The organism is Pseudoduganella sp. jia 9 (assembly GCF_055502615.1).
Genome location: NZ_JBUPWE010000004.1, coordinates 315,290 through 338,404 on the forward strand (window position 1 = coordinate 315,290; position 23,115 = coordinate 338,404).

The following is a 23,115-nucleotide window of genomic DNA, read 5'->3' on the forward strand; positions in this document are numbered from 1 at the left end:
CGGCTGAGCAGTCGCCGCCCACGCATGCCGGCTATCGCGTCAGGCTGTCTCGATCGACGTGCTGATTACGCCGACCAGCCCGATCTTCTCGGCCGAATCCGCAAAGCTCAGCAGTGCGTCGCCGCGGTCGATCGTGCCGTTGTCGAGTTGCCCTGCCCATGCGGCCACCTCGGCGGCAGTGCCCTGCCGCGCCAGGCCCGTCTCGTACAGGTATTCGACGAACTGCAGGTTGCTCATGGCGCCGAATACCGGTGCCGCCTCGGAATCGTGGACGAAGCTGCGGGCAATGTCGCGCATGCCCATGCCGTCCTCGCCCGCCGCAATCCAGTAGTTCAAGCCTCCCGCATCGGCCTTGCGGTCGAACAGCGTGTCATACATGCGCACGAGCGTGGCCACATCAGTGAGATTGAAGTCCAGCGTCTGCCCGGACGCCCCGTCCCGATCCAGCTTCTCGGCGGAATTGGCGATCGCCAGCATGACGTCCGCCCTGTCGACCTTGCCCTGCTCCAGCAGCCCGGACCAGTACTCGCGGCCCACGCCGTCGATCGGGCGCCCCAGTGCGCGCTGGTACAGCCCTTCCAGGAACGCCGCATTGTCCTGCGCACCAAGCAACGCGTCCGTTTCCATCGAGGCGACGAGCCGGGCCGCGATGTCGCTCAGCGACATGCCGCCGGCGTTCATCGCTACCCAATAGTCCAGCCCTGCGGGATCGGGCACGCGATCGAACATCGCGTCGTACATGCGCGAGATGACGCCGCTTGCGCTCATATCGGCAGCGGCGCCGCCGAAGTCGAGCTTCTCGACATTCGCCACCGTGTCGGTGCCGTCGGCCCCACCGTTACGGTGTGTCACGGTCAGCATGCCGTTCTCCACCCGGAAGGTATAGTCGGCGCGTCCGGTGCCGGCCAGGCGCACCGTGTCGATGCCGGTGCCGCCGTCGATCGTGTCGTTGCCCTGGCCGCCGAAGACCACGTCGTTGCCTTCGTCGCCGAAGATCCTGTCGTTGCCGCCGGCGCTGCCGACGATGTCGTCGCCCGCGCCGCCATGCAGTTCGTCGTCATCGGCGCCCAGCATGATGTGCTGGCTGCTGCCGTCGCCCCAGACATGCTGCGAGCCGGCCCCGCCAGTGACCTTGACGGCCCCGATGACGGCGGCAAACTCGACATTCTGCAACTGGATTTCCATGCCCGCAGGCAGGCCGCGGGTGTCGATCACCAGCGCCGTCATCGGCTGGTTCGCCGCCTGCGGCGCGGCGCTGATCACCAGCGGCTGCGCCGGTGCCGCCGCATTCGACGCGGTCGTCGGCACGATGGTCTGCACCAGCAGCGGCGCGTCGGTCGGCAGGCTCGCCAGGAAGCCGGAGCCACCGCCGGTGAGCTGGTTCTGGTCCAGCGAGCCCGCCTCGGTATGGGCCCTGATCTCGCGGATCAGGCCGGCCAGCGAATTGCCGGCGGCCTGCGGCGTTCCCGTGCCGGTCACGGTCAGGCCATAGCCGACCGGCACCTGAGCCGTCAGCAGGCTGCTGCCATCGGCTGCCTTGACGAGCGGGATGTCGGCAACCGTGTTGTTGCCGACGACTTCAGGCCGCTCGGGCACCACGACCGGGATCGTCACCACCTGGCTGACCGAACCATCGCTGTTGGTCACCGTTCCGGTGCCCACTGTCACGCCGTCGACGGTGTCGGTCTTCGGCGGCACGACCGGCGGCGCGGGTGGCGTTTCATCCGCGTCGGCCACGCTGACGCTCAGCGTCTGCCGGTCGATCCCGCCATCGCCGGCGGCGCTGATCTCCACCACATAGGTATTGTCGTGCGGCGTGCCGCCGGCATCCTGTGGCGATTCGAAGTCCGGTGCAACGATGAAGCTCAGTGCCCCGGTACTGGCATCGATGGCAAACTTCGCCATGTCGGCGCCGCCGCTGATCGCGTACGTCACGACACCCGGCGCCGTGGCGCTCACCGTCGTGACGGACGTCGTGTTTTCCCGCATGCTGACAGCCGCCACGGCATCCCCGCCGTTGCTCGATATCAGTGGCGCGATCAAGGCCACGCCACCCGGATCGGTGATGCTGCCGTTGACGATGCCGTCACTGTCGAGCGGACCGCCGTCCGCCAGGTCGAAGGTAATCTTGGTCTTGGTACCGACGGTCGTCACCGACTTGGCGATGCTGACCCATTTGCCGCTGTTGTCCTGCTTGAAATAGCCGTTGACCTTCAATGCGGCATCCACATAGATGCTCATCTCCACCGTGGCACCCGGCGTCACGTTGCCGATGGTGAAATCCAGCTGGCCCAGCGGCAGCTTGACATTCCTCGGCAAGCCGCCGGGAGCAGCCGTGGCGCCGACACTGGTCAGTGTCAGCCCTTCCGCAACGGCCAGCGTCGCGAACGGATTGCCGGCCACCGCGGTCGGCAGCGACGCCACGTTGATCTGCCGGCTGTCGGCAATGCCGTCGCCGTTGCCATCGCCCGTGCCGCCGTTGGCGCCCGGCACCGGGTCCTCGGCCGCATTGCTGCGCCCGTCGTTGTCGATATCATCGTCCGCCACGTCCGGCGTGCCGTCACCGTCGAGATCGGCCAGCACATTGATCGTCAGGGCCTGGGTATCGCTGCCGCCCCTGCTGTCGGCAGCCCTGACCTCGACCTGGTAACTGTTGTCGTGGTCGCTGTCGCTCGCCGCCGCCACCGTCGGCGCGGTCTTGAACCGCAGCGCGCCCGTCACGGCGTCGATGTCGAAGCGGCCCTGGTCCGCTCCACCGACGATGCTGTAGGTCAGCACATCCTGGTCGGCATCGCTGGCAGCCACGGTGGTGACCGCGGCATTGCGTTCGGCCAGGCTGACGACGCCCGTTGCGCCACCGCCATTGCTGGTGATGACCGGCACGGCATTGAACGACGTGCCGTGCGTGCCGCCCGCCGTATAGCCGGAGGACATGGCATTGCCCGCCATGTCCGCGATACCGGTTCCCGCATTCTTCAGGTCCAGGCGCAGGCCGCCGTCGCCGCTGATGCCATTGACCCGGACGGTGTATGTGGTGCCCGAACCGCTGACGCTGGCAATGGTGCCAACGGCATTGCCGCTCCTGCCGAGCGAAAAATCGGCCGCGTCGACGCCGGTGACCGCTTCGTTGAACACGACCGTAAAGTCGACTTCCGCCGCATCGGCTGCCGGCGTACCGGCCACGCCGATGCTGCCGACGCCGGCGCGGACCAGGTCCACGTGGGCATTGCTGCTGTCGGCCCGGCCTGTGACGTTGCCGGCGTCGTCGGACACCGTCACGGAAACATTGCGCCCGGCCGCACTGATGCTGCCATCGGCCAGGGTGTAGGTGGCGCTCCAGATGCCGGCGTTATTCGTGGCCGCAACCATGCCGCCGCCAAACTGGCTGAAGTCGAACTTGACGCTCGCGGCATCGCCGTTATTGTCGCCTGCGGCCGTATTGTTCCAGGTGGCGGTGACCGTATCGCCGATCCGGTAGATCCCGTTGACGCCTCCGGCGCCACCGATGGCAATGGCGGCATCCGTGACGGTGGGTGCCTGGTTGTCGACCGCTGCATCGCTCGAATCAGCCCCCGTGCTGCTGTTGCCGGCATGGTCGGTGACGGTCACGGCGACGTTGCGGCCAGCGGCATCGAGAGCGCCGGATGCGATGGTGTAGGCGGCGCTCCAGGTACCGGCATCGTTGCTTGCCGCCACGGCCGTGCCGCCGCCGAACTGGCTGAAGTCGACGGCGACACTGCCCGCATCGGGGTTGTTGTCGCCGCTCGCCGTATTGTTCCAGGTCACCGTCACGGTATCGCCCGCCTTGAACGCGCCTGCCGTGCCGGTGGCCCCGCCGATGGCGAGATGCGCGTCGGAGACGAGCGGCCGCAGCGTATCGCCGGCGATGCTCACATTGCCGGTACTGGCCGTGTTCTGGTTGCCCGCGGCATCCGTAAAGGTCGCGCCGGCAATCGCAATGGTGCCGGCCAGGGTGTTCAGGTCCGCCGACGGCGTGAAGATCGCCGTATAGACTTTCGGATCGGCGGTGACGCCGAAGGCGCTGAGCGTGCCGCCGGTCACGGCGATATCGCCTTCCGCGAAGCCGGACGGTACTTCGCTGAAGCTGAACGTGACGGTGGCGGTCTCGCCGGCCTTGAAACTCGTCGCGGTGGAGGCAATGGCAACGGTCGGCGCCAGCGTATCGAATACCAGCGACGGCGAGGTGCCGGCGCTGCCGCTGTTGCCTGCGCCATCGGTGTAGGCGCCATTGGCGACGGTGATACTGGCCACGCCGTTATTGGCGGCGGCCGCGGGGGTGAATGTGGCAGTCCGCGTCAGGCCGCTGCCGGAGATGGCGCCCAGGGTGCCGCCGCTGACGACGACGTCGCCATTGCTGCCATCCCAGGCAAAGCTGCTGCCCGGATCGGCGCTGAAGGTGAACGTGATGGTGGCGGTTTCGCCAATCTTCAGCGCAGGCACGTTGCTGCTGATCGCCAGTGTCGGCGCGACCGCGGCAGCAATCGTGACGGCCAGCGCGCCGGACGCCGTCCCGGCATTGCCTGCCGCATCGGTCGCCCTGGCAGTGATGTGATGGCTGCCAGCCGCCAGGCTGCTCGACGTGATGGTCCAGTTGCCGGAACCATCGGCCGTGTCGGTGCCCAGAACGGTCGTGCCATCGGTATCGTACAGTGTGACCGTCGCGCCGATCTCCGCCGTGCCCGTGAAGGTGGGCGTCGTATCGACGGTCAGGTTGTCCGTGCTGCTGCTGCCGGTGTCGCTGGCGGCGTCGAGGTCCGGCACGGACGGCGCCGCGGGTGCCAGGGTGTCGAACGTCAGCGACGGCGTTGCAGCGGCACCGCCGCCGTTGCCTGCCGCATCGGTGTAGGCGCCATTGGCGACGGTGATGCTGGCCACGCCATTGTTGGTGTTTGCCGCAGGGGTGAACGTGGCGGTGCGGGTCAGGCCGCTGCCGGAGACGGCGCCCAGCGTGCCACCGCTGACGACGACATCGCCGCTGCTGCCATCCCAGGCAAAACTGCTGCCCGGATCTTCGCTGAAGGTGAAGGTGATGGTCGCGGTTTCGCCGATTTTCAGCGCGGGCGCGCTGCTGCTGATCGCCACTTCCGGCGCGCGCGTGTCGCCTGTCATTGCCACGTTGACGGTGCTGGCTGCATTGAGCGTACCCTGCGCGTTGACGAATCCCTGCGCGCGCACCGAAATGGCCGCGCTGAGGTTCTGGGTGTCGGCAGCCGGCGTGAAGGTCGCAGTGTAGACCAGGCTGTTGTTGGCATCCGCCACTGGCCTGGCGAGGCTGCCGCCCGAGACGATGACGTCGCCGGCATCGAAGCCGGTCGGCACCTCGCTGAAGGTAAACGTGATCGTCGCGGTCTCGCCGGCCTTCAGCGTTGCCTTGTCGCTGGTGATCGCCACCGTGGGCGCCGGCAGCCCCGTCGTGAAGTTGTACGTGGTGCTGTCGGCAATGCCCGCGAACGGATTGCCGGCCATGTCCTCGATCGCCGTGGCGTCGATGCGGATCGCATACTGGGTGCCGTAATCAAGCGGCGCGGTCGGATCGATCGTCAGCGTGCCGCCGGCAATGGCAACCTTGCCGTTGCCGGTGCCGCTATCGGTGGCAACGTCGAACTCCTCGACCACCGCACCATCCGACACCCTGACCAGGGTGATCTTGCCGGTGCCGAATTGCACGTCTTCGTCGAACGCCACCCGTGGCGAGGTGGTGATCGCGACACCGGTGGCATTGTCCAGCGGCGCATGCTGTGCGGCGTCGAGCTGCGGCGCGCTGGTGTCCTGCCCATTCATGGTGAACGTCACGGGGGCCGAAGTGCCGCCGTCGCCGTCATCGATCGTCACGCCGAATTCGCGCGCGCCGGCCGTCGGCGCGGTGTATTGCAGGTATTGCAGGAACACGGCAACCGCTTCCGGCGTGGCATCCGCGCTGTCGAAGTCGATGCGCAGTGCATGGCCGCCCTGTCCGTCGTCGCTGCCATGGACCTGGCCGATGGCGACCCAGGTATCGCCAGCATTGACGATATTGACATAGATCGTGTCGCCGATCGAGATGATACCGTCCGCATCGTTGAGCGTGGCACCGGCCTTGACGGTATTGTCCTCCACGTCGAAGGAGAATGTACCGTCGCTGGCGCCCGCGCCGCCCGTCCTGGCGATGTTCAGATAGCCATTGTTGAAATCTGTTGAATCGCTGTCGGTAATGCTCGCAACTGCCTGATTGTCCTGGTTGTCGATGTATTGAGGCGTACCCAGCGTGAAATCGCCAGTGTCGTTCGCCAGCTCCATGATGACAGGAGCATCGGGCATCGGCGCGACCTCGACCCGGACCGGCACCGCAGCGACGGACTCGCCACCGTTGTTATCCCTGGCAACGACCGTAAAGGCGTTTAGCGTGCCATTCGCATCGGTCGCGGGAGTCCAGTAGGCATGGTGGGTGCCGTCGATCCTGTCGTTGCTGCCCGCGGCCCAGGCGGTGGCTGCCTGTGCGCTGGTGCCGATCTTCAGCGTACCGGAGACGAGCGCCTTGACGACGAAAGCATCGACCGTGCCGTCCGTATCGCTGTCGTCGCCGGCGCCAGCCAGGTCGGCGAAGGAAATCGTCCGTGGCGTGTCTTCCGCGCCGCCAGCCAGGTCGGCCATCGCCGTCAGTGTCGGGCTGTCGTTGGCGAGAAGGAGCACCCTGCCCTCGATGCCCGGGGACGAGGTATCCGACGCTTCGTCGACCCAGACGGTGGCAAACATGTCGGAAGCCAGCCCGGTGGTGACCGCCGAGTTCTGGTCGCCGCGCCGGTACTGGTTGATTTCGAAATCGCTGTTGTCCTGAGCGGTTCCCGACGAGGAATAGCGCCGGCCGAAAATGCCGTTCTGGTCATGGTCGCCGGTATCCGCGTGCCAGGTGATGACAAAGCCGCCTTCCGACAAAGCCGCCACGGCGGCCTCGAACTTGTAGGTTCCGGTCGCCGATTCGGTGTTGACCTGTTTGATCGAATCCTGCGGACTGCCGCTGCTTGCATACTGGCGATAGAAGATATCGGTCTGCAGCCAGTTCACAGCATCGCCTGCATAGCTGTCCCAGGCAATGACGAATCCGCCATCCTTCAACCCTGCCACCCGCGGCAGCGGAGCACCCGTGTCCCACGAATATGCCATGCCATCATTTGTTATCTGCAGGATGGTGGACGGGTCGGTGCCGAGCGCCGCCTGGATATTGCCGGTTTGGGCATCGCCCCAGGTGACGACATAGTCGCCGTTAGCCAGGGCAGCGACAGCCGGATTCGTGAAGCCGCCACCGCCGCTGGCAAACACCTTCTCCCCCCCGGATTTCGCACCGGTGGCGTCGAATGCCTGCCCGCGAACCACGCCATCGGCGGCAGCCCAGGCCATGACGAACGACCCATCCGCCAGCGCCGCGATGGCGGGCATCGTCTGGTCGCCAGCGGAAGTGGTGTTGGCAATCCTCGCAGTGCCGGCGGTGCCGTCTGCCTCGACGATCCGGTAGGCGATTTCCAGGCCATTGCTCGCGGACGCAGTGGCATACGCCACCACGAAGCGGCCATTGTCCAGCGCCGTCACGGCAGGCACAGTCTCATCGATACCATTCCCGGCAGCCGTGATGGCAAACTCGCTGCCGACAGCATTGCCGGTGCTGCCGTAAAGCTGTGCGTAGATGCCGTTCTTGGTTGAACTCTCGCCATCCTGGCCCGCCGACTGCCATACCGCGACGAAGTTACCGTTGCTGAGCGTGGTGATCGCGGGACTGGTCTGGCTTTCCGGCGCCGTGGTGCTGACATTCAGGTCGTTGCCGAAGTTCAGGTCGGTGGATACCGGGTCGACCGATGTCAGCGTGAATGTCCTGGTGTAACCCTCGCCATTGAGCGGATTGCCGGCACTGTCGGTCTGGTAGGTATCGTAATAGCGGGCCGTGACGGTCGCGGTATCGCCGATGGCCGGAACGGCACCCGTGTCCACCTTGAGCGTGGCGGTATTGCCGATCGAACTGTCGTAGGTCACGGTAAACAGGCCGGGTACGGATTGGCCGACGATTTCCCAATAGCCGTTCCTCGTCATGCCGGTATCGACAGGCGTCAACGTCGCAACGGTTTCTCCCTGCACCGCATCGCTGAAGAAGACAGTCTTGTTCGTGTTGATGTCGGTCGGCGCATGGTCCGGCACGATCGTGGAGCCGCTCGTTACCGCCTGGCCGGGATAACCCACGACATTCCAGGAAGTGGACACGCTATTCGTCGTCGTCGTATCGTTCGGCAACTGGTCGATGAAGCGCCAGATTGTCCCGGTGACCGGAACAAAATTGATGCTAAAGCCGGGATAGGCGTAATCGGTCCATGAGCCGCCGCCGTCCGCGCTGTACTGGAACTTTCCGCGCGTAAGAATCCAGTCAGTCGTATTGCCCGGAAAATCCGCGTTGCCAAAGCTGATATGCGTGACCGCCGCATTGGTCCTCATGTCGGCGGGCGATAATCCCTCGCCGAAGGTCCAGCTATAGCTGGTACCGCCGGGCCTGACCCAGATATTACCGGCGGCATCCCGTATGATCGGGATCGGCAACAGATGGCCATAGACGGACCAGTCGTCTGCAAACAGCGGCGCGATCCCGATGGGTGCACCGGCGTCCAGCGACCAGTCTCCGCCCAGTTCACGGGGCCCCGTCGGCGTCCTGGACGCAGCGACCGGCACCTGCATGGTCGCCGCGAGATGATCGATAAATGCTTCCCCGGCAGCGCCGCGGCCGACATTGCACCCGTAAAACAACATCTGGCCGCTGCCGCCAAGCGCTGCCGCAACCGCAAGCAGCTCACCCGCTCTCGCATGGACGGTATCGCTATCGAGCACCGTGTTGCCGAGTTGCACCCGCCCTTCGTCGCCATGGCTCACGATGTGAATGGCATCATATCCGGCACTGCCTGCAGCCCAGGCCGCCATCTGCGCAATCGCCTCGCCATCGCTATCGAGGATGACGATTTCCACTCCCTCGCGGATGTTATCGACAAGGATCCGATAATCGTCCAGGCAGGCGTCGATAAACGCCACTTCCTTTCGACCACCGCTTAGCTCGACGGCGCCAATGCCGCCAGCCAGCATGCATTGCAGGGAAGACTTCGTGATATTCCGGGCGATGGAGGGGAATTGCTGACAGGAGGAAGTAGGCATTATTAATCCGGTGCAGAAGAAACAATAAACGATGTCAAGATTGCCAGAAAATAATGGCAATACATACGTGATGAGACGCACGTTTCCCGCAGGGCGGTATCCTGGCGGAATGGCGTAAAAATATTTTAGAGAATGTATTACTGAGGAGATACTAGGACGGACGGGTATCGACGTCAAACGCTACCAAGTATTAACTTGGCTCTTGTGGCAACGTGGACACAGCCGTGTTTTCGCTTTATATATTGTCATGCATTAAATGCATGACATAAAAACATAATTTAAAACAGAGAATAGACAGGGGCAAATGCGTATTTGATGCTATTTACCCATGTGAATCGGCGGTGAGGCAGATAATCCGTCGTTCTGCGGAAATGACAGGCCATGAAAAAACCCCGGCTCCGCAAGGAAAACCGGGGTTTCTGGCATTCGCCGGAATCCAGCGGATTCCAGCCTTGTCGTTACACGTTGAACAGGAAGTTCAGCACATCCCCATCCTTCACGACGTATTCCTTGCCTTCGGCGCGCATCTTGCCCGCTTCCTTGGCACCGGACTCGCCCTTGAAGGCAATGAAGTCGTCGAATGCAATGGTTTGCGCGCGGATGAAGCCGCGCTCGAAGTCGGTGTGGATCACGCCGGCCGCCTGCGGGGCGGTGTCGCCCACGTGGATCGTCCAGGCGCGCACTTCCTTGACGCCGGCGGTGAAGTAGGTCTGCAGGCCCAGCAGCTTGAAGCCGGCACGGATCAGGCGATCCAGGCCCGGCTCGTCCATGCCCATGTCGGCCAGGAACTCGGTCTTGTCGGCGTCTTCCAGGTCGGCGATTTCCGCTTCGATGGCGGCGCAGATCGCCACGATCGGCGCATTCTGGGAAGCCGCGTAGTCGGTCAGCTGGTCCAGCAGCGGGTTGTTCGTGAAGCCTGTGTCGGACACGTTGGCCACGTACATCGCCGGCTTCGCCGTAATCAGGCACAGCGGCTTGATCAGCGCCATTTCCTCGTCGGACAGGCCCAGCGCACGTACCGGCTTGGCGTCGTTCAGCGCCGGCAGCACTTTTTCCAGCAGCGTGACCAGCTTGGCGGCTTCCTTGTCGCCGGAGCGGGCCTTCTTGTTTTCACGATGGATGGTTTTTTCCACCGTGCTCATGTCCGCCAGCGCCAGCTCGGTCTGGATCACGGCGATATCGTCCAGCGGGCTGACCTTGCCGGCCACGTGGATCACGTTCTCATCCTCGAAGCAGCGCACCACGTTGACGATGGCGTCCGTTTCGCGGATGTGGGCCAGGAACTGGTTGCCCAGGCCTTCGCCCTGCGACGCACCGGCCACCAGGCCGGCGATGTCGACGAATTCCACGATCGCATTGACGATGCGCTCCGGCTTGACGATCTCGGCCAGCTGCTTCAGGCGCGGATCCGGCACCTCGACCACGCCGACGTTCGGCTCGATCGTGCAGAACGGGTAGTTTTCGGCGGGGATGCCGGCCTTGGTCAGCGCATTGAAGAGGGTGGACTTGCCGACGTTGGGCAGGCCGACGATGCCGCATTTGAGACTCATGGAATTCCTTGTGAAATATGTAACGCCGTCGCCGGGCTGGTGCTGAGCGCGGTGCGGAAAATAGTCGCATTATAGCGCCGCCCGCCGCCGGCGGCGCCCTGTCAGGGGGCGGCCACGACGCGATCGCGGCCGCCACGCTTGGCGTCGTACAGGGCGGCATCGGCGCGCCGGATGATTTCCGCCACGGCCTCGCCCGGCCGGGCCGTGGCAAGCCCGATCGACACCGTGATCGCCAGCGTGCCGCCATCGACCGGCACGCGGCTAGCACGGATGCGCTCCAGCACCCGGCCGGCGACCGCCAGCGCGGCAGGCGCATCGGTGCGCGGCAGCGCGATGATGAATTCCTCGCCGCCGTAACGCGCCGCCACGTCGCCGTCGCGGGTTTCCTGCAGCAGCATCGCGCCCAGGCGGCGCAATACCTCGTCGCCGGCCGGGTGGCCGTGCTCGTCGTTGACGCACTTGAAATGGTCGGCATCCACCAGCAGCAGGGCCAGCGGCTCGCCATGGCGTTGTGCGGTGCCCAGCAGGCGTTCCAGGCTGTCCATGAAATGGCGCCGGTTGTACAGGCCCGTCAGGCCGTCGGTGGACGATTGCACGCGCAACTCCTCGGACAGCTCCTTCAGCGCGGCATGTGCTTCTTCCAATGCCGAGCGCGAGCGCTCGCGCTCGGCCAGCCGCAGGCGGAACTGCCACAGGTACAGCAGCGACAGCGCCGCCAGCGCGATCGCGCCGGCCGTCAGCAGCGCCGCCCGCTGCGCCGCATTGTCGATGTCTTCCAGTGGCAGCAGCAGGTTGACGTGCCAGTCCGTATCCGGCACCGGCCGGCGCACCATCAGGTAGCCGCCATGCCCGCCGATGTCGACGATGGTGGCACCGCTGTCGAGCGTGCGTTCCGTGTGCACGTCGAGCGGCGCGCGCAGCACGCCGTCGTACTGGCGCGTGCGGGCCACGCTGGCGCCGTCGCGCGCCGACAGCGCCGTCAGCGGCCGGTATTGCCAATCCTCCCGAGAACTGAGGAAGGCAACACCGCCGGCATCGGTCACCAGTACTTCGCCGCCATAGCCCTGCACGTCCGGCATCGCCAGGTCGGCCTTGACCACCGCCACGCCCAGCACGCCGCCATCGGCCGCCTTCACCACCTGCGACAGGAAGTAGCCGGGCCAGTGCGATGTGGTGCCCATCGCATAGAAATGCGCGCCGCCCTCGGTCAGCGCACGCGTGTAGTACGGCCGATAGGCATAGTTGACGCCGACGAAGCTGATCTTGTCCTGCCAGTTCGACGCGGCAATCCCCGTGCCGCGAGGATCGAGCACGTACAGTGCGGTGGCCCCGGTGCTGGCGCGCAGCCGCGCCAGGTGCAGGTTGGCCTCGCGTACCAGCTCCGGCCGATGCGGCTGCGCGAGCGCGTTGCGCACCGTCCGGTCGTTTGCCAGCACGTGCGGCAGGTAGGTATAGCGCCTGGGCGGTGCGAACAGCTGCACCGCGAAGCGCTCCAGACGCGGAACGGCCACCCGCTCCAGCCGCGCCACCTGGCCCTGCCAGGTCATCGAATACGCCTGCAAGGCTGCCAGGGCTATCGCCAGCACGAGTGCCAGCGCGAGCACCGGCACCAGTGGCGCAAGCAGGTTCCGGGCAGGCACCGGGCGTTGCGCCGGGCCGGCGGACGGGGTGGAGAGGGTCATCGGCGATACTTACAGGCAATAACAGCGAGCGAGTATATGCCAGCACCTCTGCCATTCATATCGCCTGGCACCACTTCCGCCGATAAGTTGGCGCCAGGTTATCGTTCAGTTGCGATATAGCCTCATCACTCCCCGGCCAGTGCCGCCAGCGCCTCTTTCCTGCCCGCCCGCATCTGCCCCGCCGCCGGCAGCGGCCGGTAAGTACCGGTGCCCAGCCGCACTTGCGGTGCCGGCTGCACGGCGCCGTGGGCATCGAGCTGCCACGTGGTCGGCAATTGCCGGTCGTCCGACACGCGCGCCCACGCGCACAGCAGGTCGGGTGCCAGTTCCGCCTGGCCGAACGCGAACGGGCGGCCAGCCAGCGTGGCCGGCACCGTCAGTGGCACGATCGTGCCGCCGTCGAACAGCGCGGCAAACGCATCCAGCGGCAACGCCAGGCCGCTGCCTTCGGCCTTCAGCACGGCTTCCTTCAGCGTCCAGAAGCGCAGGAACAGGCGGTCGTAGCCGCCCCGCGGGCAGGCCAGCAGCTGGATCTGCTCGGCACGGTGGAACAGCCGCTGCGCCACCAGCGGATCGGCACGGCCGGGCTGAACCGGCTCGATGTCCACGCCGGCCGCCGCTCCCGCCCCGGCCAGCAGCACGGCGCCGCCGCGGCAGTGCGACAGGTTGAACGCCAGGCCCGGCCTGCCGCTCAGGGCGGGCTTGCCCCAGCGGTTCGTCTCGAACGCCAGCCGGTCCGGTTCCGTGCCCGCCAGCTCGGCCAGCACGCGGCGCAGCAGGAAACGGCTGGCCAGGAAGTCGGCGCGGTCGCCGTCGAACACGAAGCGGCGTGCCCGCTCCCGCTCGGCCGCGGTGAGCCAGCCCTCGGCCTGCGGCAGCGCGGCCGCCACGTCGGCGGTGCGCAGCCACACCAGCAGCGGCTCATCCCCAGGCAAATGCAAGTTCTTCATGGATCGCCTCTCCCAGCGTTTTCAGCACCGCATCCCGGTCGTCGTGGATGAAGAAATGGGCACCGTCGAAGTGGCGCAGCGCAAAGCCGGCCGAGGTCTGTTTCGCCCAGCCCGTCATCTGGCTGGCCGGCACGGCAGCGTCGGCGCGGCCGGCCAGCGCCGTGATCGGCACCTCCAGCGGGCGGGCGGCGTGGTAGAGATACGTCTCGTGCATGCGGAAGTCGGCGCGCAGCATCGGCAGCAGCACATCCATCGTCTCGCGGTGGCGCAGCACTGCGTCCGGCGTGCCGCCATATTCGCGCAGCGCGTCGATGAATTCATCGTCCGGCAGCGCATGCAGGTCGCGCTTCGGATTCGGCAGATCCGGCGCGCGGAAGGCGGAAACAAACAGGCGGCGCGGCGGCTTGATGCCGCGCGCCACCAGCGCGCGCGTCAGCTCGAAGGCGATCAGCGCGCCCATGCTGTGGCCGAACAGGAAATACGGCTTGTCGGCCAGCGCGGCCACGGCCGGCACCAGGCCGTCGACCATCGCCGCCATCGTCTGCACCGGCGGCTCCAGCATGCGCCGTTCGCGGCCTGGCAGCAGCGCGGCATGCAGCTCCACAGCCGGTTCGATGTCGTCCAGGCCGCCCAGCCACGGACGGTACAGCGTGGAACCGCCGCCCGAGCTGGGCAGGCACAGCAGGCGCGCACCGGCCTGCGGGAGCGGGCGGGAAAAATGGGTAAACCAGGGATTCACGGTGTTCTCCTCAGGCTGCGCGGCGCAGCGGTTCAAAGACGCCGACCCGCTCGGTCGGCATGAAGGTCGGCGCATCCAGGCGCAGCACGGCGGTATTGACGATGAAATCGTGCTCGAAGCGGGTGATGCCGCGTACATTCGTGGTGGCCGGCAGCAGCCGCGCGATCAGCGGCTTGCGCCACTTCTGCGCAATGGTGGAAATGGCCCTTACCAGCGTGGCCAGCCGGGCCGGATCGCTGTCGGCGGAAACGGGAATCATGTCCAGCCCGCAGCCGCACACGGTCGAATACAGCAGCAGATCCTTCACGCCGACGTCGCCGCTGGCGGTGGCTTCGGCCAGCCGCGTGTCTTCCAGCACCGACAGCATGGTGCCGTTGAAACCCACCATCGGCAGGTTCGGCAGCGCATGCTGCAGCATGTCGTTGACCGCATACAGCGCGAACATGAAATCGAGCTGGCCGATGCGGCTGCCGTTCAGGCTTTCGACGACGGCCACGGCACTCGTCTCGTCGCCGGGGAATGGCGCCAGCGACAGGTCGAAACCGAGGAAGCGCACGCCCTGCTCGCGGGCCAGCCGCACCAGCAGCGGCAGCGTCTGCGCCACGCGGCTGGTCAGTTCCTGGCGGCAGGCATCGAGCCGGTCGGCGAAATTGTCGTGCCGGCCGCATGCCTCCAGGAACGGCCCGGCCAGTTCCAGCGCCACCGAGAAGCCCGGCGCGCCATCGTGCCAGGCGGCGGGGAAATACGGCGTGGCCGGCCTGATCCAGGCCAGTGCGGCAAAGCGGAAATTGTCCTGCTGCCGCGCCACCGTATTGCCAAGCCGCGCCATGGTTTCGGCGGCGGCGGCCACGGCTTCGTTGTGCAGGCCCTGCTCGCCGGCCACGCGCATATTGGTGAATACGTGGCGCGTCTCGCCGACGATCGCATCGATCAGGTCCACCCGCCGGCCCACGCTGGAGCGCGTGTCGCAGGCGGGCCCCGGCAGGCAGCACCAGATGTTCTCGCCCAGCGCCTGTTCCAGCTGGACGGCGACGCGGCCGGCGGTGGCGGGATCGCCGTCCGGCAGCCATTGCTCGACCGGCGGCGCCACGTAGCGGAAGCAGCGTGCCGCCAGGCCCCCTTCGTCGAGCAGGCGCCCGGCATGGGCGAAGAACCGGCGCGCGGTGGCGGCGGTGTTTTCAGGCGCCGCGCCGTCCAGCGGGCAGCCGAAAGTGATGGTACGCAGGGTAGGCATGACTACTGCTCCTTCGCGGCGCGCAGGCTGCGCGGCCGCATGTCGGTCCACAATTGCTCGATGCGTTCGAGGCAGGTCTCGCGGTCCGCGGCGTCGCCGATGGTGGTCCAGCCCGCGGGAACCGGGCGGTAGGCGGGCCAGACCGAGTACTGGTCTTCTTCGTTACGAACCACATTGTAGGCAGTCGAATTCATGGTTTTCTCCAGGATGTGTAATGGATTGTGGAATTTGTTCAACCGAAGATGCCGCGCTTTCTGGGTGTCGCAGCCAGGCCTTCGGTAGCGAAGATCGCGCCGAGATAGCGTTGCCATGCGTCGCCATCGATGTGCGGTTCGCGCAGGCCGTTGCCGGCCAGCCGGCGCGAAGTCTTCGCCTGCCTGACCTTCACGCACTTGTCTTCCGGCGCCGCCGCGTCGGTATCCCACCAGAACAGGTAGGGCGCGAACGGCAGCGGCTCCACCGTGCTGCGTTCCTTGACGGCATCCACCCAGTCACGGATGGGCACGCGCTTCAGGCCGGCGCCGGCGCAATCGACGAAGTCGGGCAGCAGCCGGCTCCAGTCGCGCTTGTCGTCGCCCACCAGGTGGTGCACGCCGGTGCTGGTGTAGTCGGCGGCCAGCGCCGTGACGGCACGCGCCACGTGATCGACCGGCACGATCTGCTCGACGAACGGCCGGTCGGGCCAGGCACCCACCTTCAGGCAGGTGCGCACGAACAGCGCCACGAAATCGTCCGTCCGCCCGGCGCCGCTGCGGCTGTCCACCGCCACCCGCCCCAGCCGCACGATCTGCGCCGGGATGCCGGCCCGGGCGGCGCGGCGTACCATCAGCTCGGCCACCCACTTGCTGGCGTTGTAGCCTTCGCGCGCGCTCTGGCCGATGGATTCCACCGCGACGTCTTCGTCGACACTGCCGGTGGCGCCCTCGCCCTGCAGCACGCCGGTCGTCGAGACGAGGACGAAGCCCTTGCGCTTGGCCGTGGCGGCCAGCTCCAGCAGGCGCCGGGTCGGCTCCACGTTATCGTGGCGCAGCGCGTGGTACGGCAGCACGTGGTTCAGGCGCGAAGCGTTGTGCACGACCAGGTCGATGTCGCGCGCCAGCGTTGCGTGCCGCTCCTCGTCCAGGCCCAGCCGGGGGTCGGCCAGGTCGCCCGTCAGTACGCGGATGCGGGCGGCATAGCCGTCCTTCCACAGTCCGTACTGGTCGAGGTTGTCGCGCAGGCGGCGCAGGCCGGCGGCCGCGTGTTCCGCGCGCACGTGGCAATGCAGCGTCACGCGCGGCCAGCGGTCCAGCATCTCGGCCGCCAGGTAGGCGCCCACGAAGCCGGTGGCGCCGGTCAGCAGCACGTGCTCCAGGCTCGATGCCAGCGGCGGCAGCGGATCCGGCAGCGCGAGCGCCGATTCGGCCGCGCCATCGAGGCGGCTTTCCTCCGCATCCTGCGCGCGGGCGGTGCCGGCATGGTCGATGCGGAATGCCATTGCCCGCACGGTCGGTTCGCTGAAGAACTCGGGCAGCGTGACCGTGCGGCCAAGCGCTGCGCGCACCCGCGCCAGCAGCTGGGTGGCCGTCAGCGAATTGCCGCCCAGCGCGAAGAAATCGGCCGTCGCGCTGACCCGCTCCAGGCCCAGCACCTCGGCCCAGACAGCGGCGAGCGACTGTTCGAGCGCGGTTTCCGGCGCCACGTAGTCGCCGGCGCCCAGCGCGGCGTCATCCGGCACGGGCAGCGCGCGGCGGTCGATCTTGCCGTTCGCGCTGACCGGGAAACGCTCCAGTATCACGTAGGCGGCCGGCACCATGAAGGCCGGCAGGCGCTGCGCCAGGTATTCGCGCAGCACGGCAGGCGTGACGCCGGCATCGTCCACGGTCGCGTAGGCCACCAGCCGTTTATCGGCGCTGTCGCCGAGCGCAAGCACCAGCGCGGCGTTGACGCCCGCGCCGTTGTCGTCCCGGTAGGCCGCCAGTTGCGCCTCGATCTCGGCCGGCTCGATCCGGTAGCCGCGGATCTTGACCTGGTCGTCCATCCGGCCCAGGAATTCCAGCGTGCCGTCGGCCTTCCAGCGCACCTTGTCGCCGGTGCGGTACAGCCGCGCGCCGTCGGCCGCTGACGGATCGCCCGCGAACGGATCGGCCACGAAGCGCTCCGCACTCTGCCGCGGCGCGTTCAGGTAGCCGCGCGCCACGCCGGCACCGCCGATGTACAGTTCGCCCGGCACGCCCGGCGGCACCGGTTCCAGCGCCTCGTCCAGCACATGGGTGTCGGTATTGGCGATCGGCCGGCCGATCGGCACCGTGCCGCCCAGCGCATCGGCCATGCTCACTTTCCAGGCGGTGGCATAGGTGGTGCACTCGGTGGGGCCGTACACGTGAACGAGCGTACCGCCCCGCATCGCCTGCATGGCCCGCGCCGCGTGCGGCGACGACATCGCCTCGCCGCCGGTGAACAGCTGGCGCACGCCGGCCAGCCCTTCCGGGTGCTGGTCGACCAGCTGGTTGAACAGCGCGGCCGTGACGAATACCGTGTCGATGCGCTGCCCGGCGATCAGCGCCGCCAGCCGGTCCAGTCCCACCACGCCGGCCGGTGCCTGCACCAGCCGGGCGCCGTTCAGCAGGCTGCCCCAGATCTCGAACGTGGAGGCATCGAAGCCCACCGGCGCATATTGCAGGTAAGTGTGCGAGGCCGAAAAGTCGGCATAGTCGGTTTCCCGCACCAGCCGCACGATACTGCGGTGCTCGATCATCACGCCCTTCGGATTGCCGGTGGTGCCGGACGTGTACATCACATAGGCCAGGGAGCGCGGGTCGTGCGGCACGTCCGGCTCGGTATCGCGCTGCGCCGCCACTTGCGGCGCATCGACCGGCAGCACGCTGCCGCCGAATTCCGGCAGCAGCGCCGCACCGTCCGCATCCGTCAGCACCGCGCGAGCACCCGCGTTCGCCAGCATGTAGGCGGTGCGCTCGCGCGGATATTCGGTATCGAGCGGCAGGTACGCGCAGCCGGCCTTCAGCACGGCCAGCAGTGCAACCACCAGCTGCGGACTGCGCGGCAGCGCCACGCCGACGATGCCGCCCGGTGGAATGCCCTGCGCGGCGAGGTGGTGCGCCAGCTGGTTGGCACGGCGATTCAGTTCGCCATAGCTCAGTTGTACATCGCCCTGCACCAGGGCCACCGCCGCCGGCGCCTGCAGCGCCTGCCGGGCGAACAGGCCATGTACCGTGGCGGCAGGCAACGCCGGCCTGGCACCGCGTGCCAGCGCCAGCATGCGCTCGCGTTGCGCGCCGTCGATCAGCGCATGGCCGCGCAGCGCTGCGTCCGGCGCGGCGGCCACCTGCCGCGCGAGCAGCGCGAACGAGTCGGCCAGGCGTGCCACGGTCTCCGGCAGGAACAGGTCGCGTGCATATTCCCAGTGCGCACGCAAGCCGCCGTCCGCGCATTCATGCAGCACCAGTTGCAGGTCGAAGCGGGAGATCCACTCGCTGCTGTCGATCAGCGAGGTGTCTTCATAGGCGCGCTGCAGCGCGAAGCCGACCTGGAAGAACGGCAGTGTATTGGCGCTGCGCGGCGGGTTCAGCTCGTCCACCAGCAGCTCGAACGGCAGCTCGGCATGGTCGTAGGCGCCGCGCGCGGTGCGCTGCACGGACTCCAGCAGCCCGGCGAAAGTCCGGGCGCCATCGACGCGGGCGCGCAGCACCAGCGTATTGACGAAGAAGCCGATCACGCCTTCCGTCTCTTCCAGGTTGCGGTTGGCGATCGGACTGCCCACATTGAAGTCCGCCTGGCCGCTCCAGCGGTGCAGCAGCAGCTCGTACACGGCCAGCCACGCCATGAACGCCGTCGCACCCGACTTCGATGCGACACCGCGCAGGGCGGCGCACACGTCGGCCGACAGGTGCGTCACGTGCAGGCCGCCGGTGGAGGAGCGGGTAGCCGGCCGAGGAAAATCGTACGGCAGCGAGATCTGCGGCTGGCTGCCATCGAGCTCGGCGCGCCAGTAGTCGACCAGGCGAGCGCGCTTGTCGCCGGCCAGGTCGGCGTGCTGCCACAGCGCGTAGTCGGCATACTGGATCGGCAGCGGCGCTGCCTGGGGCGTACCGCCGCCGGCAGACGCGGCATAGGCGGCCGACAGCTCGCGCATCATCACGTCCATCGACCAGCCATCGGTGGCGATATGGTGCAGCGACACGAGCAGGATACCCCGCCCGTCCGTCTGCACCAGCCGGTAGCGCGCCACCGGGCCGGCGCGCAGGTCGAACGGCTGCGCCGCTTCCATGGTGGCGATGGCGGACAGGCGCGCGGCCGCGTCCTCCACCCCGCGCAGGTCGTCGTAGCGGAGCGCCACCGGGCCGGCGGCCTGCACTTCCTGCCACGGCATGCCATCCACCTCGGGGAAGCGGGTGCGCAGCGATTCGTGGCGCGCATGCAGCCAGTCCAGCGCCCGCTGCAGCGCGGCACGGTCGACTTCACCGGCCAGCGGCAGTGCATTGGGCACGTGGTAGGCCATGCTGGCCGGCTCGTACTGGTGCAGGAACCACAGGCGCGATTGCGAGAACGACAGCGGCAGGCGTTCCGGCCGCTGGCCCGGCACGATCGCCGGCTGCCGCGCGGATGCCGCGCCGCCATCGGCTCCGGCCGAACGCAATGCCGCCGCCTGCCCTTCGATAGTCGGCTGCTCGAACAGCACCGACAATGGAATGCGCACGCCGAAGGTCTTCTGCAAGCGCGCATACGCCTGCGTGATCGACAGCGAATGGCCGCCCAGGTCGAAGAAATTGTCGGTCACTCCGACGCTGTCGACACCCAGCACGGCGGTCCAGATGCCGGCCAGCTTCTCCTCGATCGCGTCGCGCGGCGCGATGCGCTCCATGCCGGGTTCCGGCATGTCGGGCACCGGCAGCGCGCCGCGATCGAGCTTGCCGTTGGCATTGAGCGGCAGCGCCGCCAGCGGCATATAGCGCGCCGGCACCATGTATTCCGGCAGGCGCGCCGCCAGCCATGCGCGGCACTCGTCGTGCAGCGCGGCGGACCATGCGGCAGCGTCGGCCGGCACCACGTAGGCGACCAGCCGTTGCCCGTCCGGCGTGACGGCCGCCACCGCATCCAGCACGGCCGGGTGGCCGCGCAGTTCGTGGCCGATCGCATCGAGCTCGATGCGGTAGCCGCGCAGCTTCACCTGGAAATCGACGCGGCCATGCACCACCAGCGTGCCGTCGGCACGGAAATACCCGAGATCGCCGGTGAGGTACAGCCGCGCGCCCGGCGTTGCCGGACCGGCCGGCAGCGGATCGGGCAAGAACTTCTGTGCGCTCATCCGCGCGTTGTTCAGGTAGCCGGCGCCCACCGAACCGCCGGCGATCGCCACTTCGCCCGTCACGCCGACCGGCAGGCGGTTGCCGAAACGGTCCAGCACGTGCACGGCCAGGCCAGGCAGCACGCTGCCCACGGTGACCGGCGCCGCCAGGTCGACGAATTCGTCGCGGGTGAAGCGGTGCGTGGTGCACAGATCGGTGCATTCGGTGGGGCCATAGGTATTGACCAGTGCCGTGTCGACGCCCGGCGCCAGCAGCCACGGCGCCAGCCGCCGCTTGTCCACCGGCTCGCCGCCGACGAACAGCAGCCGCAGCGAGGCAAGCGCTTCATGGCGGCCGGGATCCGCTTCCACCATGGCATACGCCATGCTCGGCGTGCAGTTGATCCAGCCGATGCCGTGCCGTTCCACCAACTCGCGCGCATGCAGCGGATCGAAGTGGCGCGTCGGCGCCAGGTGCAGCGTGCCGCCCGTGGTCAGGGCGCCCCACACGCACTTCTGCGCCAGGTCGAACGTGATCTTGTTGACGAGCAGGCAGCGCTCGCCCGCGCCGAAGGCGAATTCGCCGTTCCACCACTGGAGGAAGCGGGTAAAACTGTCGTGGAACACGCCGGCCGCCTTCGGCTTGCCGGTCGAGCCGGAGGTGTGGATCACGTACAGGATGCGGCCCGCGTCCACCTGCGGCCACTGCGCCAGCGCGGCACCCGGTTCATCGGGGCCGGTCAGCAGGATGGTCAATGGCAACGGCGTGCCGGCAATGTCGAACAGCGCCGCATGGGCATCGTCCGTCACCACATGGCGGATATCCAGGTCGGCCACCATCTGCGCCAGCCGCGCCGGAGGCAGGCGCGTATCGAGCGGCGCATAGGCGCAGCCCAGCCGCGTGATCGCCACCAGCGCCGCGACCATCGGCACGCCCGGCTCGAACGCGAAGGCCACCGTGTCGCCCTGCCGCACGCCGGCGGCCAGCAGCCGCGCGCCGAGCCGCCGCGCATGCAGGTCGAGCTCCGCATAGGTGGCGTGGCCGCCTTCCGACACCACGGCCAGCGCATCGGGCCGTTCGGCCACCTGCCGGGCGAGCAGCTCGCCCAGTTCCGTTTCCGTGCCGGCGGCAGGCCGGTGGTTCCAGCCGGCCTGCCGTGCCATGTCCGCGGGCGGCGCGATCGACAGCATGCCGACCGGCAGATCCACGCCGTCCACCATGCGCGCCAGCAGTTCGCGGTAATGGGCCAGCAGGCCGGCCACCGCGCCACCGTCGAACTGGCGCGCGTCGTACAGCGCCTTGACGCGCATCCGGCCGACCGGGTCGATGACGAGGGCCAGCGGGAAACTGGTGTGCTGCCAGACGCTGACGTCCGCCAGGCTGACGCCTTCCGCGTACGGGAACGATTCGATGGCCAGCATGGAATCGAACAGGACCCGGCCGCGCGGCACTTCGCTCCAGCCGGCGATGTCCGTCAGCGACGCATGTTCGTGCTCGCGCTGGGCCAGCAGCGCGGCACCCAGCCGGACGGCGAAGCTGCGCACGGTTTCCGCGGGGTCGATGCGCACCCGCACCGGCACCGTGTTGATGAACAGGCCGACCATCGCATCGGCTCCCGCCAGCTCGGCCGGCCGGCCGGCGACAGTGGCGCCGAAGACCACGTCGTCCTCGCCGCTGTAGAGAGCCAGCAGGTGCCCCCACGCGGCCTGCAGCAGCGTGCCGGGTGTGACGCGCAGGGCACGCGCCGTGTCGCGCAACCGGCTGCCGAGCGCCTCGCCCAGTTCCGCCGTGGCGGTGGCGCCGGCATCCAGGCCGGCATCGGCCTGCGGGCGCCTGGCCAGGCCGAGCGGCGTCGGCGCATGGAAGCCGCGCAGCGCTTCGCGCCAGTACTGCTGCGCCGCCGGCTTGTCGCGCCCGCGCAGCCAGCCCAGGTAATCGCCCCAGCCGGGCGCCGGACGTGGCGCCCATGCGCTCCCCTCCTCCAGTGCGGCATAGGCGGACAGCAGGGAGCCCAGCACCACGAAGGCCGACCAGCCATCGAGCAGCACGTGGTGATAGGTCCAGAACACCACGCTGTGCCCGGCGCGGTGCAGCAGCGCCTGCCGCAGCAGCGGCGGCCGGCGCAGGTCGAAGCCGCGCGCCGCTTCGTCGCGGCGCAGCGCATCGAGACGGCGGGCGAACGCCGCGTCGTCGTCGCCGCTGGCATCGATCTCGCGTACTTCCAGTGTTGCGGCCTTGGTCACCACCAGCAGCGGGTGCTCCAGGCCCTCCCAGGCAATGGCGGCGCGCAGCATCGGGCAGGCATCCAGCGCAATGTTCCAGGCCTGCTGCCAGCGCGCGCCATCGATCCGACCCGCCGTCGGGCAGGCGAACTGCTCGACGTAGACGCCGCTGCCCGGCGCCTCCAGCGTGTGGAACAGCATGCCCTGCTGGAGCGGCGTGAGCCGGTGTACTTCCTGTATATCCTGCTTGTTCATGGGTCTCTTTCAGATGCT

8 protein-coding genes are annotated in these 23,115 nt (G+C 67.7%); all 8 read right to left on the minus strand.

The annotated features are described in order from the left end of the window. Positions 1 to 39: 39 nt before the first annotated feature. Entirely contained in the window at positions 40 to 9,060 is a 9,021-nt protein-coding gene (locus tag ACY34H_RS06315) for an Ig-like domain-containing protein (protein WP_464976631.1), read from the minus strand. Positions 9,061 to 9,638: 578 nt separating this feature from the next. Further along, a complete protein-coding gene (gene ychF / locus ACY34H_RS06320) occupies positions 9,639 to 10,730 on the minus strand; it encodes a redox-regulated ATPase YchF (protein ID WP_464976632.1) in 1,092 nt (363 codons plus the stop codon). Between the two features lie 101 nt (positions 10,731 to 10,831). Further along, entirely contained in the window at positions 10,832 to 12,412 is a 1,581-nt protein-coding gene (locus ACY34H_RS06325) for a sensor domain-containing diguanylate cyclase (protein ID WP_464976633.1), read from the minus strand. A 125-nt stretch (positions 12,413 to 12,537) separates the two neighbouring features. Continuing rightward, positions 12,538 to 13,362 (minus strand): 4'-phosphopantetheinyl transferase family protein, encoded by an 825-nt coding sequence (locus ACY34H_RS06330; RefSeq protein ID WP_464976634.1) that lies wholly within the window; start codon positions 13,360 to 13,362, stop codon positions 12,538 to 12,540. Further along, positions 13,334 to 14,101 carry a thioesterase II family protein gene (locus ACY34H_RS06335; RefSeq protein ID WP_464976635.1) on the minus strand — a complete coding sequence of 256 codons (768 nt, stop codon included), beginning with the start codon at positions 14,099 to 14,101 and terminating at the stop codon, positions 13,334 to 13,336. Before ACY34H_RS06335 ends, ACY34H_RS06330 begins: the two co-directional genes overlap by 29 nt. 10 nt (positions 14,102 to 14,111) lie before the next feature. Further along, a complete protein-coding gene (locus ACY34H_RS06340) occupies positions 14,112 to 15,335 on the minus strand; it encodes a DUF711 family protein (protein WP_464976636.1) in 1,224 nt (407 codons plus the stop codon). Positions 15,336 to 15,337: 2 nt separating this feature from the next. Next, positions 15,338 to 15,529 carry an MbtH family protein gene (locus tag ACY34H_RS06345; protein WP_130186497.1) on the minus strand — a complete coding sequence of 64 codons (192 nt, stop codon included), beginning with the start codon at positions 15,527 to 15,529 and terminating at the stop codon, positions 15,338 to 15,340. A 38-nt stretch (positions 15,530 to 15,567) separates the two neighbouring features. Continuing rightward, positions 15,568 to 23,097: a non-ribosomal peptide synthetase gene (locus tag ACY34H_RS06350; protein ID WP_464976637.1), complete on the minus strand. Its 7,530-nt coding sequence runs from the start codon at positions 23,095 to 23,097 to the stop codon at positions 15,568 to 15,570. Between the last annotated feature and the right edge of the window lie 18 nt (positions 23,098 to 23,115).